Annotated in this window: 14 protein-coding genes, 1 tRNA gene and 1 pseudogene; 10 read left to right on the forward strand and 6 right to left on the reverse strand. The window is 68.2% G+C overall.

Annotation, left to right across the window (positions count from 1 at the left end; genetic code table 11):
* Positions 1-86: 86 nt before the first annotated feature.
* From ABE957_RS00460 to gmk, 3 genes are all read right to left on the reverse strand, one after another.
* Positions 87-2,231, reverse strand: coding sequence for a RelA/SpoT family protein (locus tag ABE957_RS00460; protein ID WP_349756674.1), 2,145 nt, complete (start codon positions 2,229-2,231; stop codon positions 87-89).
* Between the two features lie 72 nt (positions 2,232-2,303).
* Entirely contained in the window at positions 2,304-2,567 is a 264-nt protein-coding gene (gene rpoZ / locus ABE957_RS00465) for a DNA-directed RNA polymerase subunit omega (RefSeq protein ID WP_089851239.1), read from the reverse strand.
* A 168-nt stretch (positions 2,568-2,735) separates the two neighbouring features.
* The gene (gene gmk / locus ABE957_RS00470; protein ID WP_349756675.1) at positions 2,736-3,350 is read right to left on the reverse strand and encodes a guanylate kinase; all 615 of its coding nucleotides are present in this window, start codon (positions 3,348-3,350) and stop codon (positions 2,736-2,738) included.
* Positions 3,351-3,597: 247 nt separating this feature from the next.
* On the opposite strand from gmk, the gene ABE957_RS00475 reads away from it, so the two are divergent.
* Positions 3,598-4,785 (forward strand): MFS transporter, encoded by a 1,188-nt coding sequence (locus ABE957_RS00475; RefSeq protein WP_349756676.1) that lies wholly within the window; start codon positions 3,598-3,600, stop codon positions 4,783-4,785.
* A 56-nt stretch (positions 4,786-4,841) separates the two neighbouring features.
* Positions 4,842-6,065, forward strand: a complete 1,224-nt coding sequence (locus ABE957_RS00480) for an MFS transporter (RefSeq protein ID WP_349756677.1) — start codon at positions 4,842-4,844, stop codon at positions 6,063-6,065.
* Between the two features lie 73 nt (positions 6,066-6,138).
* Here ABE957_RS00480 and ABE957_RS00485 read toward each other — a convergent pair whose 3' ends face one another.
* A complete protein-coding gene (locus tag ABE957_RS00485; protein ID WP_349756678.1) occupies positions 6,139-7,002 on the reverse strand; it encodes a YicC/YloC family endoribonuclease in 864 nt (287 codons plus the stop codon).
* 139 nt (positions 7,003-7,141) lie between these two features.
* Here ABE957_RS00485 and rph point away from each other — a divergent pair, with 139 nt between their 5' ends.
* Positions 7,142-7,879, forward strand: a complete 738-nt coding sequence (rph, locus tag ABE957_RS00490; protein ID WP_349756679.1) for a ribonuclease PH — start codon at positions 7,142-7,144, stop codon at positions 7,877-7,879.
* Positions 7,880-7,984: 105 nt separating this feature from the next.
* Here the strand turns inward: rph and ABE957_RS00495 are convergent, their stop codons facing one another.
* On the reverse strand, positions 7,985-8,752 hold the full coding sequence (locus tag ABE957_RS00495) for an exodeoxyribonuclease III (protein WP_349756680.1): 768 nt from the start codon (positions 8,750-8,752) through the stop codon (positions 7,985-7,987).
* 91 nt (positions 8,753-8,843) lie between these two features.
* Here ABE957_RS00495 and pyrE point away from each other — a divergent pair, with 91 nt between their 5' ends.
* The 3 genes and pseudogenes from pyrE to rep all read left to right on the forward strand — a co-directional run bounded on the left by pyrE (position 8,844) and on the right by rep (position 12,317).
* On the forward strand, positions 8,844-9,536 hold the full coding sequence (pyrE, locus tag ABE957_RS00500; RefSeq protein ID WP_349756681.1) for an orotate phosphoribosyltransferase: 693 nt from the start codon (positions 8,844-8,846) through the stop codon (positions 9,534-9,536).
* Between the two features lie 121 nt (positions 9,537-9,657).
* Positions 9,658-10,122: pseudogene (gene trmL / locus ABE957_RS00505) on the forward strand (tRNA (uridine(34)/cytosine(34)/5-carboxymethylaminomethyluridine(34)-2'-O)-methyltransferase TrmL); the annotation flags it as partial.
* Between the two features lie 128 nt (positions 10,123-10,250).
* A complete protein-coding gene (gene rep, locus ABE957_RS00510) occupies positions 10,251-12,317 on the forward strand; it encodes a DNA helicase Rep (protein WP_349756682.1) in 2,067 nt (688 codons plus the stop codon).
* 98 nt (positions 12,318-12,415) lie between these two features.
* On the opposite strand, the gene ABE957_RS00515 is transcribed toward rep, so the two are convergent.
* The gene (locus ABE957_RS00515; RefSeq protein ID WP_349756683.1) at positions 12,416-13,198 is read right to left on the reverse strand and encodes a c-type cytochrome; all 783 of its coding nucleotides are present in this window, start codon (positions 13,196-13,198) and stop codon (positions 12,416-12,418) included.
* Positions 13,199-13,423: 225 nt separating this feature from the next.
* On the opposite strand from ABE957_RS00515, the gene ABE957_RS00520 reads away from it, so the two are divergent.
* The 4 genes from ABE957_RS00520 (at position 13,424) to ABE957_RS00535 (ending at position 17,817) form a co-directional block, all read left to right on the forward strand.
* A tRNA-Arg gene (locus ABE957_RS00520) sits at positions 13,424-13,500 on the forward strand.
* 393 nt (positions 13,501-13,893) lie between these two features.
* Positions 13,894-14,949, forward strand: a complete 1,056-nt coding sequence (locus ABE957_RS00525) for a GlxA family transcriptional regulator (RefSeq protein WP_349756684.1) — start codon at positions 13,894-13,896, stop codon at positions 14,947-14,949.
* A gap of 270 nt (positions 14,950-15,219) precedes the next feature.
* A complete protein-coding gene (gene glyA, locus ABE957_RS00530; RefSeq protein WP_349756685.1) occupies positions 15,220-16,518 on the forward strand; it encodes a serine hydroxymethyltransferase in 1,299 nt (432 codons plus the stop codon).
* 48 nt (positions 16,519-16,566) lie between these two features.
* Entirely contained in the window at positions 16,567-17,817 is a 1,251-nt protein-coding gene (locus ABE957_RS00535) for a sarcosine oxidase subunit beta family protein (RefSeq protein ID WP_349756686.1), read from the forward strand.
* Positions 17,818-17,819: the final 2 nt, after the last annotated feature.

The following is a 17,819-nucleotide window of genomic DNA, read 5'->3' on the forward strand; positions in this document are numbered from 1 at the left end:
CTCCTTGTGGCGTTGTTGGTGTTCTGCGTGTCGATAACATCAACGCCCCACCCGCCGCCGTCGGCGACGGGTGGGGCGTTGGTGGATCAGTTGCCGAGTCGGGTGATGCGGCCGACGTGGGACAGGTTGCGCAGGCGCTTGATGATGCGCGCCAGGTGCACGCGATTGCGGACCGAGAGGATCAGGTTGACGATCGACAGCCGAGCGTCGCGCTCCTCGATATCGATGCGCTCGATGTTGGCCCCGGCGTCGGTGATCAGGGCGGCGAGCTCCGCCACCAGCCCCCGGCGACTCTCCATCTCCAGGCGCAGGGCCGCGGGGAAGTCCTCGTCGATGTCGTCGGACCACTCCAGGGCGAACAGCTTGTCGGGATCGTCGCGCAGGTCGCCCAGATTGCGGCACTCGGCGCGGTGCACGACGATGCCCTTGCCCACCGAGAGGTGGCCGATCACCGGGTCGCCGGGCAGCGGTCGGCAGCAGCGTGCGAACTTGATCACCATGCCCTCCGCCCCGTTGATCATGATCGGCTGATGCGTGGGCGGCGGCTGCCCCGCGGGCGTGCCGGACTCGCCGGGTTCGCCCTGTAGCAGGCCGACCAGCCGGCGGGCCACCACGTGGGCGACACGGGTGCCGAGCCCGATGGACTCCAGCAGCGGCGCCTGATGCTTCAGCGAGTGCTCCGCGAGCAGGCTGTCGAGTACGCCCTCGGGCAGCTCCTCCAGGCTGGTCTCGAACTGGGCCAGGGCCTTGTTGAGCAGGCGGCGGCCGAGCTGGACCGCCTCGGTCTGCTGCTGGTGCTTGAGGGCATGGCGGATCGCCGAGCGTGCCTTGGCGGTGATCACGAAGTTGAGCCAGGCCAGGTTGGGCCGCGCTCCGGGGGCGGTGATGATCTCCAGGGTCTGGCCGCTCTCTAGCCGGGTGGAGAGCGGGGCCAGATGGCGGTCAATGCGACAGGCGATGCAGCTGTTGCCGATGGCGGTGTGCACGCTGTAGGCGAAATCGATAACCGTGGCGCCCTGGGGCAGCTCCATGATGTCGCCCTTGGGCGTGAAGACATAGATGTCGTCGGGGAAGAGGTCGTTCTTGACGTGCTCGATGAACTCCAGCGAATCCCCGGCGTGGCGCTGCATCTCCAGCAGCCCCTTGACCCAGGCGCGCGCCCGGGCATGGCTGCCCTGGGCGATGGGGTGGTCGGTCTGGCCGGCCTTGTAGAGCCAGTGGGCGGCGACGCCGTTGTTGGCCAGGGCCTCCATCTCGCGGGTACGGATCTGTACCTCGATGGGCATGCCGCCGCGGCCGAACAGGGTGGTGTGCAGGCTCTGGTAGCCGTTGGCCTTGGGGATGGCGATGTAGTCCTTGAAGCGCCCCGGTACCGGCTTGTAGAGGTTGTGCACCACGCCGAGGATGCGATAGCAGCTGTCGACGTCCTCGGCGATGATGCGAAAGCCGAAGACGTCCATGATCTCGGCGAAGGACTTCCGCTGATCGCGCATCTTGCGATAGATCGACAGCAGGTGCTTCTGGCGGCCGATCACCGTGCCGGTCAGGCCCTCGTCGTCGAGGCTCTGCTGCAGGTTGGTCTGGAGCTGGCGGATCGTCGAGCGACGATGGCCCCGGGCGCTGGAGACGGCGCGCTTGATGCGCTCGGCGCGCATCGGGTAGAGGGCCTGGAAGGAGAGGTCCTCGAGCTCGATGCGGATGGTGTTGATGCCCAGCCGGCTGGCGATGCGGGCGTAGATCTCCAGCGTCTCGCGGGCGATGCGGCGCTTCTTCTCGGGACGCAGGGCGCCCAGGGTGCGCATGTTGTGCAGCCGGTCGGCGAGCTTGACGATGATCACCCGGATGTCTCGCGACATCGCCAGCACCATCTTCTGGAAGTTCTCGGCCTGGGCGACAGCCTTGTCCTCGAAGGTGATCTGGGTCAGCTTGGAGACGCCGTCGACCAGCTCGGCCACCGGCTGGCCGAACTGCCGAGCCAGGGCCTTCTTGGCGACGCCGGTGTCCTCGATCACGTCGTGCAGCATGGCGGCCATCAGGCTCTGATGGTCCATGTGCATGTTGGCGAGGATGTTGGCGACCGCCAGGGGGTGGGTCACATAGGGCTCGCCGGAGCGACGGCGCTGGCCGTCGTGGGCCTGCTCGGCATAGTAGAAGGCACGCCTGACCTGCTGGATCTCGTCCTTGGGAAGATAGCCGCCGAGTCGATCGGCCAGGTCATCGATGGTGAACATGCGGCGCGCCCTGAATGCTGCGTGATGGCTCTGCGGACAGAGGTAAAGCGCTCCTACGCCGGAGCGGCAGGATCACTCCTCGGGGTGGCTGCCCGGCTCGAACTCGGGGCGCACGCGCACCGGTGCCGCCTCGACGGGCTCGTCGAGCACGCTGGAATCGACCTTGCCGGCGGCGATCTCGCGCAGCGCCATCACGGTGGGCTTGTCGTTTTCCCAGGGCAGCAGGGCGTCGCGGGAGCCGCGGGCCAGCTGGCGGGCACGGTGAGTGGAAATCATCACCAGCTTGAAGCGGTTTTCGACGTTTTCGAGACAGTCTTCGACGGTGACACGTGCCATGGATGCCTTCCTGAAAGGTAAGAATAAGGGACCGACGGGCAATACCCGGGCGACGTAGAAACGCCCCGGGACATCCACCGACAGGTAGACCGGATAGATTACTCGACGCCCGGTTGCCCTGACAAGCGCCTCGGCCAGGGCCCGGAGGCTCCGCGGCGGAGCGGGGACTCAGTCCAGCAGGGCCGCCAGCAGCGGAGCGTGATGCTCGCTGACCCGCTCGAGGGTCAGGCGTCGCGCGATCACCAGCGACTGCAGCTCGCGCAGGGCCGTGGTGAAGTCGTCGTTGATCACCAGGTAGTCGTACTCGTCGTGGTGGGACATCTCGTCCACCGCGTCGCGCATGCGCCGGGCGATGATGGCGTGCTCATCGGTGCCGCGGCCGGCGAGGCGGCGCTCCAGTTCTTCCCGGGAGGGCGGCAGGATGAACACCGAGACCGCGTCGGGCAGCTGCTGGCGCACTTGGCGGGCGCCCTGCCAGTCGATCTCCAGGATCACGTCCTGGCCGGCGGCGAGCATCGCCTGCACGGCGCTGCGCGAGGTGCCGTAGTAGTTGTCGAACACCCGGGCGTACTCGAAGAAGTCGCCCTGCTCGACCATCGCCTCGAAGCTCGGCACCTCCACGAAGTGGTAGTTGACGCCGTCGACCTCGCCCTCGCGGCGCTCGCGGGTGGTGTGCGAGACCGAGACCTGGATGCCGTCGAGGCTTTCGATCAGTTCGCGCACCAGGCTGGTCTTGCCGGCGCCGGAGGGAGCGGAAACGATGAAGAGCGTACCTTGGGCCATGAGCGGTGGTCCCTGACGTTGAAACGACGCCTTGGCGGCGACTGAAAAGGCGCAGTATCGCACACAATGACGCCGCGCCTGTAGCCGGTGAGGTGCGATGGGCGGGATCGGCTCGATCGGCAGCGTGAGCGCGACCGCGCCGCCCTGCCGCGATGCGGGTAGCGCATGCCACGCCGTCCTCTGGAATAATGGCGCCCCTTCGCGCGCCGCCCGAGGGTGGCGCCATCACTGCCCCAGGGAGCGCGGCATGCCAACGGACGCCTTTCGTCCCCGATCGACCCCTCGCCTGGCCGAGCTGGCCCTGGCGCTGGGAGGCTTCGCCATCGGCACCACCGAATTCGTGATCATGGGGCTGATGCCGCGCATCGCCGATGACTATGGCATCGCGGTGCAGGACGTGGGACTCGCCATCAGCGCCTATGCCCTGGGGGTGGTGGTCGGCGCGCCGCTGATCTCGGCGATCGGCGCGCGGATTCCCCGCCGCCGGCTGCTGATCGGCCTGATGGTGCTGTTCGCCGCCAGCAACCTGCTGACCTTGCTGGCGCCCTCCTTCCAGGGCTTCGTCGCCCTGCGCTTCATCGCCGGGCTGCCCCACGGGGTCTATCTGGGGGTGGCGGCCCTGGTGGCCGCCAACGTCGCCGAGCCCCACGAGCGGGGCCGCGCCGTCGGCCGGGTGCTGGCGGGCCTGACCCTGGCGATACTGGCCGGGGCGCCGCTGGCCACCTGGATCGGGGGCCTCGCGGGCTGGAAGGCCGCCTTCGTGCTGGTCGGCGCCCTGGGACTCGCCACCGCGCTGCTGGTGCGGCTGTGGGTGCCGGTGCAACCGCCGAATGATGGCGCCTCCTTGCGCTCGGAGCTCTCGGCGATCACCCGGTCGCGGGTGCTCTATACCCTGGCCGTGGCCTGCATCGGCTTCGCCGGCATGTTCAGCGTGTTCAGCTATGCGATGCCGACCCTGACCCATCAGGCCGGCATGCCCGAGGCGCTGGGGCCGCTGGTGCTGGCGACCTTCGGGGTGGGCGCGGTCATCGGCAATTACGCGGGCGGGCGGTTGGCCGACCTCCACCAGAGCCGGGCCATCGGCGGCGCCCTGGTCTGGGCGGCGCTTTGTCAGCTGGGCTTCTTCCTGGCCGCCGATCAGATCTGGAGCGGCATGCTGTTCGTGGGCCTGGTGGGCACCTGTGGTGCCCTGGTCCCGCCGCTGCAGACGCGCCTGATGGATGTGGCCGGCGATGCCCAGACCATGGCCGCGACCCTCAACCATGCCGCCTTCAACATCGCCAATGGCCTCGGCGCCTGGCTGGGGGGCCTGGCGGTGACGGCGGGGCTGGGTTGGTCGGCCACCGGGCTGGTGGGCATGGCCATGGCGCTCGGCGGCCTTGCGATCTTCCTGATCGCCCTGGCGCGGGAGCGCGCCACCCTGACCCTGGCCTGATTCGATAACGGCCCGATGTGGCCCGATGTGGCCCGATGTGGCCTTAGGAGGACCCGATGACGACGGCTGACGATCGCCGCACGCCGGACTCGGCGCTGCCCTTTCTGGGGGTGGCGCTGGCGTTTCTGATCACCATGCTGGGCACCACCCTGCCCACGCCGCTGTATCCGGTCTATCAGGCGCGCTTCGATTTCTCTGCGCTGACCATCACGGTGATCTTCGCCGTCTACGCGCTGGGGGTGATGGGCGCCCTGGTGGCTACCGGACGCTGGTCGGATCAGCTCGGGCGTCGCCCGATGCTCCTGGCCGGGCTGGCGGCGGCGGCGGCGAGCGATGTGATCTTCCTGTCGAGCGACGGCCTCTCGAGCCTGCTGGTCGCCCGCTTCGTCTCGGGGGTGTCTGCCGGCATCTTCACGGCGACCGCCACGGTGGCGGTGATGGAGCTGGCGCCTTGGGCCTGGCCGCGACGGGCGGCCTTCGTGGCCACCGCGGTCAACATGGGCGGGTTGGGGCTGGGGCCGATCCTGGCCGGCCTGCTGGTCGAATATCTGCCCTGGCCGCTGCGCCTGGCCTATGGGGTGCATCTGGCACTGGCCGCGCTGGCGGTGGGGGTGATGCTCAAGGTGCCCGAGACCGTGACCCGCCCGGCGCGGCCGAGGCTCAGCCTGCAGCGGCTGCAGGTGCCGGACGAGGTCCGCGGGCTCTTCTTTCCGGCGGCGATCGCCGGGTTCGCCGGCTTCGCCCTGCTGGGCTTCTTCACTGCCACGGCGCCGGCCTTCATGATCGGCGTGCTCGGGCATGACAGCCTGGCGCTGTCGGGGCTGGTGGCGGGTTCGGTGTTCTTCGCCTCGACCCTCGGCCAGCTCCTGCAGGAGCGCTTCCCGGCGCCCTGGCGGCTACCGCTCGGCTGCGTGGGGGTGATTCTTGGCGCCTCGCTGGTGGGCGTCGGCATCGGGCTTGGCTCGCTGGCCGTCTTCCTGCTCGGGGCGCTCGTCGCGGGCATCGGCCAGGGCATGGCCTTTCGGGCCGGCCTGGGCGCCGTCGTGCAGGCCAGCCCCGCCGACCAGCGCGGCGGCGTCGCCGCGACCTTCTTCATCGTCGCCTACATCGCCCTGTCGATCCCGGTGGTGGGCATTGGGCTGGCGGTCCGCGCCTTCGGCCTGGCGCCCGCTGGCATGGCCTTCGCCGGCGGTGTCGCGCTGCTGGCGGCCACCTCGCTTGCGAGCCTGTGGTGGATCAGGCGTCTCGCGCCGAAGACTGACAGGAAGCGTCCGGCCTGAACGCATCACGCCGGGCCAAGGGCCCGGCGTGATGAATTAAGTGCCATGGCGCCGCGAGGCGCCTTGCGCGGCGCTACTCGATGTTCTGGATCTGCTCGCGCATCTGCTCGATCAGCACCTTGAGCTCCACGGCGCAGCGGGTGCTCTCGGCGACCACCGACTTCGATGACAGGGTGTTGGCCTCGCGATTGAGCTCCTGCATCAGGAAGTCCAGGCGGCGCCCCACCGGGCCTTTCTGGCCGAGCTGGCGCTCCACCTCGGCGACGTGGGTGGCGAGGCGATCGAGCTCCTCGTCGACGTCGGCCTTCTGGGCGAGCAGCAGCAGTTCGGCCTCGAGCCGCTGGGGATCGAGCTCGGCGCGGATCACCGCGAGCCGCTCCAGCAGCTGGGCCCGCTGGCGCTCGAGGATACGGGGCATCAGCCGGCGCACCTCGGCCACCTGCTCGTTGACCGCGACCAGTCGCTCGCGGATCAGCGCGGCGAGCTTCTCGCCCTCCCGGGCGCGGCCGGCGATCAGGTCGTCCAGGGCGGCCTGGAAGAGCGTCAGGGCCTGCTGCTTGACGGCCTCCAGGTCCGGGTCGCGGCGCTCGAGCACGCCCGGATGGTCGAGCAGGCGGAGGGCATCGGGCATGGCGGCCCCGGGCACGCGGTGGCGCACCTCCTCCAGGGTGGCGGACAGGGCCGCCAGGCGCGCCTGGTCGATGCTCGGCTCGGCCTCCTCGCCGCCGGGCTCGAAGCGCAGGGTGCACTCGACCTTGCCGCGGGCCAGGCGCGTGCGCAGCGCCTCGCGGAAGGCCGGCTCCAGGTCGCGCAGCGCATCGGGCAGCCGGAAATGGGGTTCCAGGTAGCGCTGGTTGACCGAGCGCAGCTCAAGCTGCAGGCGGCCGGCCTCGCCGTCGTGCTCCTGACGTGAAAAGGCGGTCATGCTGTGAACCATGGTGCCTCCCGATGACGCGTGGTGTGCAGGGGGCGCAGTGTACCCGATTCCGCGGCCAGACCGTGTAGACCAGAGCGTGTAGAATGGCCGCCATTCTACGGGTGTCTTCCCGTCATCTTCCCGATTCAAGAGAGCTGCCATGACCTCGGAGATCCGGCGTCCCAGCGGACGCGCCGCCGACCAGTCCCGCGATATTCGCCTCACCCGTGACTACACCCGCCACGCCGAGGGCTCGGTGCTGGTGGAGTTCGGCGACACCAAGGTGCTGTGCAACGCCAGCGTTGAGGCCGGCGTGCCGCGCTGGCTGCGCGGCAAGAAACAGGGCTGGGTGACCGCCGAATACGGCATGCTGCCCCGCGCCACCCACTCCCGCAGCGGCCGCGAGGCGACCCGCGGCAAGCAGGGCGGCCGCACCCTGGAGATCCAGCGGCTGATCGGCCGCTCGCTGCGCGCGGCGGTGAACCTGAAGAAGCTCGGCGAATACACCATCACCGTCGACTGCGACGTCATCCAGGCCGACGGCGGCACCCGCACTGCCGCCATCACCGGCGGCTGCGTGGCGCTGATCGACGCCATCCGCTACCTGCAGCGCGAGAAGCTGATCAAGGGCGACCCCTTCCACCAGCTGGTCGGCTCGATCTCGGTGGGGCTCTACAAGGGCATCCCGGTGGTCGACCTGGACTATCCCGAGGACTCGAGTGCCGACACCGACATGAACGTGGTGATGGCCGAGGGCGGCGAGCTGATCGAGGTGCAGGGCACCGCCGAGGCCGGCACCTTCAGCCGCGCCGAGCTCAACGCCATGCTCGACCTGGCCGAGAAGGCCGGCGCCGAGCTGTTCGCCCACCAGCGTGAGGCGCTGGGCATTCGCGGCTGAGCGGCAGAAGCCTGTCGGCGGCTCAGCCCTATAACGCAACGCGCCGGCCCTCGGGCCGGCGCGTTGCGTTCCGGTCGGGCCGGAACGGCGACGAAGGGAGCGAGATCAGAGCGTCAGGTCGTACTCGACGATCACCGGCGCGAACTCCGAGAAGGTCGCGTCGTAGTCGATCCAGGCGTCCACCACGTGGCGGCGGAAGTTCGGCCCGACGATCTGGTAGTCGATGCGCCAGCCCTCCTGGCGGGAGCGCGGCACCTCCTGGTCGAGCTTCGGCCACCAGGTGTACTCACCGGCGTCGCGGTTGATCTCGCGGAAGGTGTCGATGAAGCCCGTGGGGCCGAAGACCTGATCCATCCAGGCACGCTCCTCGGGCTTGAAGCCGGGCGTGGTCTGGTTGTCGGCCCAGTTCTCCAGGTCGATGGTCTTGTGGGCGATGTGCCAGGAGCCGCAGATGATGTACTCGCGGCGCTTGCGGGCCATCTTCGACAGGTACTCCTGATACTGGGCCATGAAGGCCTGCTTGGCGGCATAGTCGCTGCCGTCGGGCATCAGGAAGCTGGCGATGCTGAAGCGATCGTAGTCCGCCTGTAGGAAACGCGCCTCGTGGTCGCACTGGGGGAAGCCCAGGCCGTACATGATGGCCTTGGGGATCTGGCGACAGTAGAGGCCGACCCCCGAGAAGCCGTCCTGCTCCGCATCGAGGAAGTAGCCCTCGTAGCCTTCCGGGTAGAGGATACTATCGTCCAGCTCGAAGCTCTTGGCCTTGAGGTTCTGCACGCAGACGACGTCGGCATCCTGGTTGGCCAGCCAGTCGAGGAAGCCCCGTCCGACCGCTTCGCGGATGCCGTTGACATTGATGGTGGCGATTTTCATACGTGGTCCCTTTTGCGTCGCGCGTGTATGATACCCGACGTTTCGACGTTTGGGTAAATGGCGTCAGTCGATAAACGTGATAGGAGGCTCCGTGGCGGACCCGCGCACTACATCGTCCCTGCAACCCTACCAGCAGGCATTCATCGAGTTCGCCATCGAACAGGGCGTGTTGCGCTTCGGCGAATTCACCCTGAAGTCCGGCCGCGTCAGCCCCTATTTCTTCAACGCCGGCCTGTTCCGCACCGGCCGCGCCCTGGCCGAGCTGGGCCGCTTCTACGCCCAGGCCATCGCCGACAGCGACCTCGAGATCGACGTGCTCTTCGGGCCCGCCTACAAGGGCATCCCGCTGGCGGCCACCACCGCCGTGGCGCTGGCCGATCACCACGACCGCGACCTGCCCTACGCCTTCAACCGCAAGGAGGCCAAGGCCCACGGCGAGGGCGGCAACATCGTCGGCGCCGAGCTCGCCGGGCGCATCCTGATCATCGACGACGTGATCACCGCCGGCACCGCGATCCGCGAGGTGATGAGCCTGATCGACGAGGCGGGCGCCAAGGCGGCGGGCGTGGTGATCGCCCTGGATCGCCAGGAGCGCGGCCGCGACGAGCACGATCCGCGCAGCGCCATCCAGGAGGTCGAGGCCACCTACGGCATGCCGGTGGTCAGCATCGTCACCCTGGACCTGGTGCTCGAGTACCTCGAGCAGCACGCCGGCGAGGCGCTCAAGGGCCACGCCGAGGCGATCCGCGCCTACCGCGACCGCTACGGCGTGTCCGGCGACTGAGGCCGCCACGGCGTGCGCGCCGATGGGGGGCTGGCGGTATGATGCCCGCCCTAGCCGATCGTCTTTCGGGCCCCGCACGGGGCCCGAGTGCGTTGTACGCCCTTCCTATCAGGAGCCGCTGATGCTTGACGTGGTGCTCTACCAGCCCGAGATTCCGCCCAATACCGGCAACCTGATCCGGCTCTGCGCCAACACCGGCTTCCGGCTGCACCTGATCGAGCCGCTGGGCTTTACGCTCGACGACAAGCGCCTGCGTCGCGCCGGCCTCGACTACCACGAGTGGGCCCGGGTGCGCGTGCATGCCGACTGGGACGCCTTCCTCGCCGCCGTTTCGCCCGTGCGGGTCTTCGCCGTCTCGACCCGCGGGCGCACCGGCTATCACGAGCCGGCCTATCGCGAGGGCGACGCCCTGGTGTTCGGCCCCGAGACCCGCGGCCTGCCCCAGGCGCTGCTCGATGCCCTGCCCGAGGCCCAGCGCCTGCGCATCCCCATGTTGCCCGACAGCCGCAGCCTGAACCTCTCCAACGCCTGCGCGGTGGTGGTCTTCGAGGCCTGGCGGCAGCTCGAGTTTGTGGGCGCCGGGCTTCCGGGGTCCGGCCTCCCGGGGTCCGGCCTTCCGGGGGCCGGCCATCCGGGGTCGGCCCCTTCCGAGACCGGCACCTTCGAGGCCGATCATCCGGCCATCGACCCCCACGCGTCTGCGAGGAATGCCTGATGTCCACGTCCATCAAAACTCGGGTCGCCGGCCTCAATCCCCGTCAGCAGGAGGCCGTGCGCTACATCGATGGCCCCTGCCTGGTGCTCGCTGGGGCGGGCTCGGGCAAGACCAGCGTGATCACCACCAAGATCGCCTACCTGGTGCAGGAGTGCGGCATGAGTGCCCGGCGCATCGCCGCCGTGACCTTCACCAACAAGGCCGCCCGGGAGATGAAGGAGCGCGTGGGCAGCATGCTAAAGGGCAAGGAGGGGCACGGGCTGACCGTCTCCACCTTCCACACCCTCGGGCTCAACATCATCCGCAGCGAGCTCAAGGCGCTGGGCTACCGGCCGGGCTTCTCGCTCTTCGACCCCGAGGATGCCAAGGCGCTGCTGCGCGACCTGATGAACAAGGACGCCCAGGTCGACGCAGACCAGATCAACGCCGTGCAGCAGCAGATCTCCCAGTGGAAGAACGACCTGCTGCTGCCCGGCCAGGCGCTCTCCCACGCCGAGGACGACGACGAGCAGTACGCCGCCCGGGTCTACGAGGCCTATGTGCGCCACCTCAAGGCCTACAACGCCGTGGACTTCGACGACCTGATCCTGCTGCCGGTGGTGCTGCTGCGCGACGATCCCGAGGCGCTGGCCCGCTGGCGGCGCAAGATCCACTACATGCTGGTGGACGAGTACCAGGACACCAACATCAGCCAGTACCTGCTGGTGCGGCTGCTGATGGGTGAGCGCTCGACCTTCACCGTGGTCGGCGACGACGACCAGTCGATCTACGCCTGGCGCGGGGCGCGCCCCGAGAACCTGGTCACCCTGGGCGAGGACTTCCCGCGCCTGAAGGTGATCAAGCTCGAGCAGAACTACCGCTCTACCGGTACCATCCTGCGCGCCGCCAACACCCTGATCGCCAACAACCCCCACGTCTACGACAAGACCCTGTGGTCGGAGATGGGCGAGGGGGCGGCGATCCGCGTGGTGGTCAACCGCCACGAGGAGGCCGAGGCCGAGCGGGTGGCCAGCGAGATCCTCACCCGGCGCATCAAGGAGTCCGCCGAGTGGCGCGACTTCGCGGTGCTCTATCGCGGCAACTTCCAGGCTCGGCTGCTGGAGCTCAAGCTGCAGCACTACCAGATTCCCTACAAGCTATCCGGCGGCACCTCCTTCTTCTCGCGCAACGAGATCAAGGACGCCATGGCCTACCTGCGCCTGCTGATCAACCCGGCCGACGACAACGCCTTCCTGCGCATCGTCAACGTGCCGCGCCGCGAGATCGGCCCGAGCACCCTGGAGAAGCTCGCCAACTACGCCAACGACCAGGTCAGCGGGCGCTCGATCTCGCTGTTCGCCGCCTGCCACGAGCTGGGCCTCGCCCAGCAGCTGCCGGAGCGGGCCATGGATCGGCTGTCGCGCTTCACCCACTTCATCGACGGGGTGCGCCGGCGCATGGATCAGGGCGACGCCCTGGAGGCCATCCGCGGCATGCTGCACGAGATGGACTACGAGGCTTGGCTCTACCAGAACGCCAGCGCGCCGACCATCGCCGAGCGGCGCATGGCCAACGTCTGGATCCTGATTGATCAGCTCGAGAAGTCCATGAACCGTGACCCCGAGGACACGGCCAGCGAGGAGACCGAGGCCGACGACGTGGAAGCGGCGATCTCCCGGCTGGTGCTGCGCGATATCCTCGAGCAGCAGGCCGAGGAGGACGACTCCGACCGGGTGCAGCTGTTGACCATGCACGCCTCCAAGGGGCTGGAGTTCCCGCATGTCTACCTGATGGGCCTGGAGGAGGATCTTCTGCCCCACCGCAACGCCGTGGAGGCGGGCACCGTGGAGGAGGAGCGTCGCCTGGCCTATGTGGGCATCACCCGGGCGCGACGCACCCTGACCATGACGCTGGCGCGTCAGCGCAAGACCTATGGCGAGATGATGGACTGCACGCCCAGCCGCTTCCTCGACGAGCTGCCGGAGGGCGATCTCGAGTGGGAGGGGCGCGCCGACCGGGAGGATCCGGAGAAGAAACAGGCGCGGGGCAAGGACGCCCTGGCGGGGATTCGCTCGCTGCTGGGATGAGACCGGGTGGAGAGGCGGCGGCCGGCCACAGACGGTCGGTCCTCCAACGCAAGCGGGGCGCCCTAGGGCGCCCCGCTGGCCTTTCCGTGATCGGAGGTTTACTGAACGGAGCCGACCATGTGGTCGACCGCCGCCTTGACCTCGTCATCGGAGAGCGACGCGTTGCCGCCCTTGGCGGGCATGGCGTTGAAGCCGTTGATGGCGTGGCTGTAGAGGGTCTCGGTGCCCTTCTCGAGGCGCGGGGCCCAGGCCTCGGCGTCGCCCTTCATCGGCGCGCCGGCCGCGCCGGTGTCGTGGCAGGCCATGCAGGCGGTATTGTAGATCGCGGCGCCGTCGATGCCGGCCGTGGCGGCCTCGGCGCTGGCGCTGGACTCGCTCGCCTCGCCCTCGGCACTGGCCTCGGCGGAGTCGCCGCCGCCGCTCTCCTGAGCGGGCACGTCCATGACCGGCTCGACCAGGTGGGCCACCGCGGCCTGGACTTCCTCGTCGGAGAGGTTGGGGTTGCCGCCCTTGGCGGGCATGGCGTTGAAGCCGTTGACGGCGTGGCTCACCAGGGTCTCGAAGCCCTTGCCGGTGCGCTCGCTCCAGGCAGCCTCGTCGCCGCGCACCGGCGCGCCGGCGGCGCCGGTGTCGTGGCAGGCCATGCAGACGTTGTTGTAGATGCCGGCCCCATCGATGGCGCCGCCCGAGGAGGCGCTGCTGTCGCCGCCGCTGGCGGCGGCCATGGCGGTGCCGCAGTCCTCGCCCTGCAGGCAGAGTTCACCCACCGGTTTCAGGCGTTCCGCGATGGCATCGTGCGCCGCGTCGTCCTGTGCAACGGCCAGGCCTGTGCTCAGGCCCAGGGTGGCCAGGCACCCCATGATCAGCTTGCTGGATTTCACTCTCACCACCTCTCGACGGTCCTGTCATCGGAATCACGCTCGGCATCACGTCAGACGGTGGACGCCACGGCGCGCATATATAGTGGGCGACAGTATACCGGCATCGCCAACGCCTGGAAAATCCCCTGGGATCAAACCATGCTCGGGGCCGGACGGGGTGGCGGCTGGACAGCGCCCTGGTGGGCGGGTAGGATAGCGCCCGCCTGGCACCCATCGCCAGGCCGTGCGCCCGTAGCTCAGTTGGATAGAGTATCGGCCTCCGAAGCCGAGGGTCGCAGGTTCGAATCCTGCCGGGCGCGCCACGAATTCAAGGGCCTACGACACCGTCGTAGGCCCTTTTCGTTGTGTGTCACCGGTGACGAGTCTGGCCAGACCCCCCTTGGATCGCCTGGCGACGCCTTTTCATGGATTGCGCACCGGTGACCTTGACCGGCTGTGCCGCGTCCACGGGGTGTTTCGTTGGGGCGTTGTTGATGCGAACACCATGCCCTCGCGAGGCAACCCTTCGAAGCGTGCTCTTTCCTCGCCCGTTCCACGCCCGGGACACGGCGGGCGTGATCAATGTCCGCTTCAGGAACACCTAGGGTCGATGTGCATGGCATGGCATGACGGGATCGGCGTGAGTGGTGCTGAAGCGGGCGAGGGGATAGTGTAAAGGTCCTTGAGAGGTACAGAGACATGCAAGAATGTCCGCCATGATGTCAGCCACTACGGTCGGTCCGCTTCACAGGAGTGAGCCTCTGGCGGTGGGCTTCGTGCTGCTCCACCGCTTCACGCTGCTGCCCTTCGCCGCCTTTCTCGACTGCCTGCGTCTGGCGGCGGACGAGGGCGATCGCTCGCGGCAGGTGCGTTGCCACTGGACCTTCATGGCCAGTGCCGGGCATGAGGTGCTGTCCAGTTGTGGTGCCGCTATCTCCCCCTGCCTGCCGTTTCAGGATCCCGGCGCGTTCGATTACATCGTGGTCGTGGGGGGGGTACAGGATGATCATGACCGCATGGATACCGGCGCCCATGCCTACCTTCGCCAGGCCGCGGAGGCCGGAGTGCCGCTGGTGGGGTTGTGCACCGGGGTGTTCGCCCTGATTCAGGCGGGCCTGATGAAGGAGCGGCGCTGCTGCGTCAGCTGGTACCACCATCGCGACATGATACAGCGCTTCCCCGCCATCCAGCCGGTGGCCGATCGCCTGTTCATCGATGACGGGGACCGACTCACCTGTGCCGGCGGGGCGGCGGCGGCAGACCTGGCCGCCTACCTGGTCGAGCGCCATCTGGGCAAGGCCTGGGCGATGAAGAGCCTGAATATCATGCTCCTCGATGAGGCCCGTGCCGGCACCCACCCCCAGCCTCAGCCGGTGGTCTTCGGCAAGATCGAGGATCGCGTGGTGCGTCGCGCCATCGCCGTGCTCGAGCAGCACCTGGGCGAGGCGATCACGATGGACGCGCTATCGGAACGGGTGGGAACCTCCCGCCGCAACCTGGAACGGCGCTTTCGCGCGATCCTGGGCGTTGGCCCCCAGAAGTTCGCCCGTGACCTGCGCCTGCGCTACGGGCTATGGCTGTTGCACTATACCGGCAAGAGCATCACCGAGATCGGCGAGCGCTGTGGCTTCGCCGATACGGCCCACTTCTCCCGCCACTTCCGCAGCGCCTTCGGCGCGACACCGTCGGAAATGCGCAAGCGCGCCAGCGAACCCGGTAGCGACCGGGTCGATCCCTTCTTCCTGCATATCGACGGCCGGCCGACGCTCTGATCCCTCGGCCATCCCTAATGAAGGCGTGCCCTCATGCGTGCCATCAGCCCGGCGCGTTCCGCGGGTAGACACCTTTCGTGTGTCCCGGTGTTCAGGAATCCTGTCGCATCTGTTCAATCCCTTTTCATCGCCGTCGCCTTTAATCGACGTGTGAGCTGGATGAGCTGCGCGACGGTTGCCCGCGCCTAAGGATGGCCATTTTCCCGCTGGCAGGTTGCCGAGGGCTTCCAGCAACTCCCTGCCCGCTAACGATAACAAGAGGAGTCAGTCATGAATCAGGTTGGTCTCGCCACTTTCGATTCCCAGATCGCCGCCGCCATCGCCGACGAGGTAGTGCGCCAGGAGGCCCACGTCGAGTTGATCGCCTCCGAGAACTACGCCAGCCGCGCGGTGATGGAGGCCCAGGGCACCCAGCTGACCAACAAGTATGCCGAGGGCTACCCGGGCAAGCGCTACTACGGCGGCTGCGAGCATGTCGATGTGGTCGAGCAGCTGGCCATCGATCGCGCCTGTGACCTGTTCGGCGCCGACTATGCCAACGTCCAGCCGCACTCCGGGGCCCAGGCCAACGCCGCGGCCTTCATGGCGCTGATCCAGCCGGGCGATACCGTGCTGGGCATGAGCCTGGCCCATGGCGGCCATCTGACCCATGGCGCCGCGCCCAACTTCTCCGGCAAGCACTACCATGCCGTGCAGTACGGCCTCAATCCGGAGACCGGCGAGATCGACTACGAAGAGGTCGAGCGCCTGGCCAAGAGCCACAAGCCCAAGCTGATCATCGCCGGCTTCTCGGCCTATTCGCGTGTCGTGGATTGGCGGCGTTTCCGCACTATCGCCGACGCCGTGGGTGCCTGGCTGCTGGTCGACATGGCCCATGTGGCCGGCCTGGTCGCCGCCGGCCACTACCCGAGCCCGATTCCCCACGCCCACGTGGTCACCACCACCACCCACAAGACGCTGCGCGGTCCGCGCGGCGGCCTGATCCTCTCCGCGCATGGCGATGCCGCGCTGTACAAGAAGCTCAACGGCGCGGTCTTCCCGGGCCAGCAGGGCGGCCCGCTGATGCATGTGATCGCCGCCAAGGCGGTGGCCTTCAAGGAGGCCATGAGCCAGGACTTCGTGGCCTACCAGCAGCGGGTGATCGACAACGCCCAGGCCATGGCCGGGGTGTTCATGGAGCGCGGCTTCGATGTGGTGTCCGGCGGCACCGACGACCATCTCTTCCTGGTCTCGCTGATCAAGCAGGAGGTGACCGGCAAGGATGCCGATGCGGCGCTGGGGCGTGCGCACATCACCGTCAACAAGAACGCCGTGCCCAATGATCCCCAGAGCCCCTTCGTCACCTCGGGCCTGCGCATCGGCACCCCGGCGGTGACCACTCGCGGCTTCGATGCGGCCGAGTGCAGCGATCTGGCCGGCTGGATCTGCGACATCCTCGATGTGCTGGCCGAGCGTGGCAATACCGATGCCGTCGAGGCCGAGGTGCGCGACAAGGTGACCGAGCTGTGCGAACGCCACCCGGTCTATGCCCAGGCTTCCATCGAGGCGGCCGAGACCGCTATCGCGTGAGCCCGTTCCCGCCGGCGCCTCGGCGGGGCCCTTCGAGGAGAAGACCCTATGCAACGCTATTCAGGCTTCGGGCTGGCCAAGCACGCGCTGAGCCATCATGAGAACTGGGAGCGCCAGTGGCGCAATCCCGTGCCCAAGAAGCAGTACGACGTGATCATCATCGGCGGCGGCGGCCATGGTCTGGCCACCGCCTACTACCTGGCCAAGGAGCATGGCATCACCAACGTGGCCGTGGTGGAGAAGGGCTGGCTGGGCGGCGGCAACACGGCGCGTAATACGACGATCGTGCGCTCCAACTACTTATGGGACGAGTCCGCCGCGCTCTACGAGCACTCCATGAAGCTCTGGGAGGGGCTCTCCCAGGACCTCAACTACAACGTGATGTTCTCCCAGCGCGGCGTGCTCAACCTCGGGCACACGCTGCAGGACATGCGCGACATCCAGCGTCGGGTCAACGCCAACCGCCTCAATGGCATCGACGGCGAGGTGCTGGATACCCAGGGCGTGCAGGAGATCGTGCCGATCATGGACTGCTCGAAGAACGCGCGTTATCCGATTCTCGGCGCCTCCTGGCAGCCGCGGGCCGGCGTGGCGCGCCACGATGCCGTGGCCTGGGGCTTCGCCCGGGCGGCCGATGCGCTTGGCGTCGACATCCTGCAGCAGACCGAGGTCACCGGCTTCAAGATCCGCGACGGCCGCGTCTACGGGGTGCACACCAACCGCGGCGACATCGAGGCCAGGACCGTGGGCTGCGTGGCCGCGGGCAACTCCGGCGTGCTGGCCAGGATGGCCGGCTTCACGCTGCCGCTGGAGTCCCATCCGTTGCAGGCATTGGTCTCCGAGCCGCTCAAGCCGGTGCTCGACACCGTGGTGATGTCCAACCACGTGCACGGCTACATCAGCCAGACCGACAAGGGCGACCTGGTGATCGGCGCCGGCATCGACGGCTACAACGGCTACGGTCAGCGCGGCAGCTACTCCACCGTGGAGCACACCCTGCAGGCCATCGTCGAGATGTTCCCGATCTTCTCGAGGGTGCGCATGAACCGCCAGTGGGGCGGCATCGTCGATACCTGCCCGGATGCCTGCCCGATTCTCTCCAAGACACCGGTCCAGGGACTCTTCTTCAACTGCGGTTGGGGCACCGGGGGCTTCAAGGCCACTCCGGGCTCCGGTCACGTCTTTGCCGCCAGTCTCGCCAAGGGCGAGATGCATCCCATCGCCGCGCCGTTCTCCATCGATCGCTTTCACACCGGCGCCCTGATCGATGAGCATGGTGCGGCCGGCGTGGCCCACTAAGG

Origin of the sequence: Halomonas pelophila (assembly GCF_040196315.1) — a bacterium.
GTDB lineage: Bacteria > Pseudomonadota > Gammaproteobacteria > Pseudomonadales > Halomonadaceae > Halomonas > Halomonas pelophila.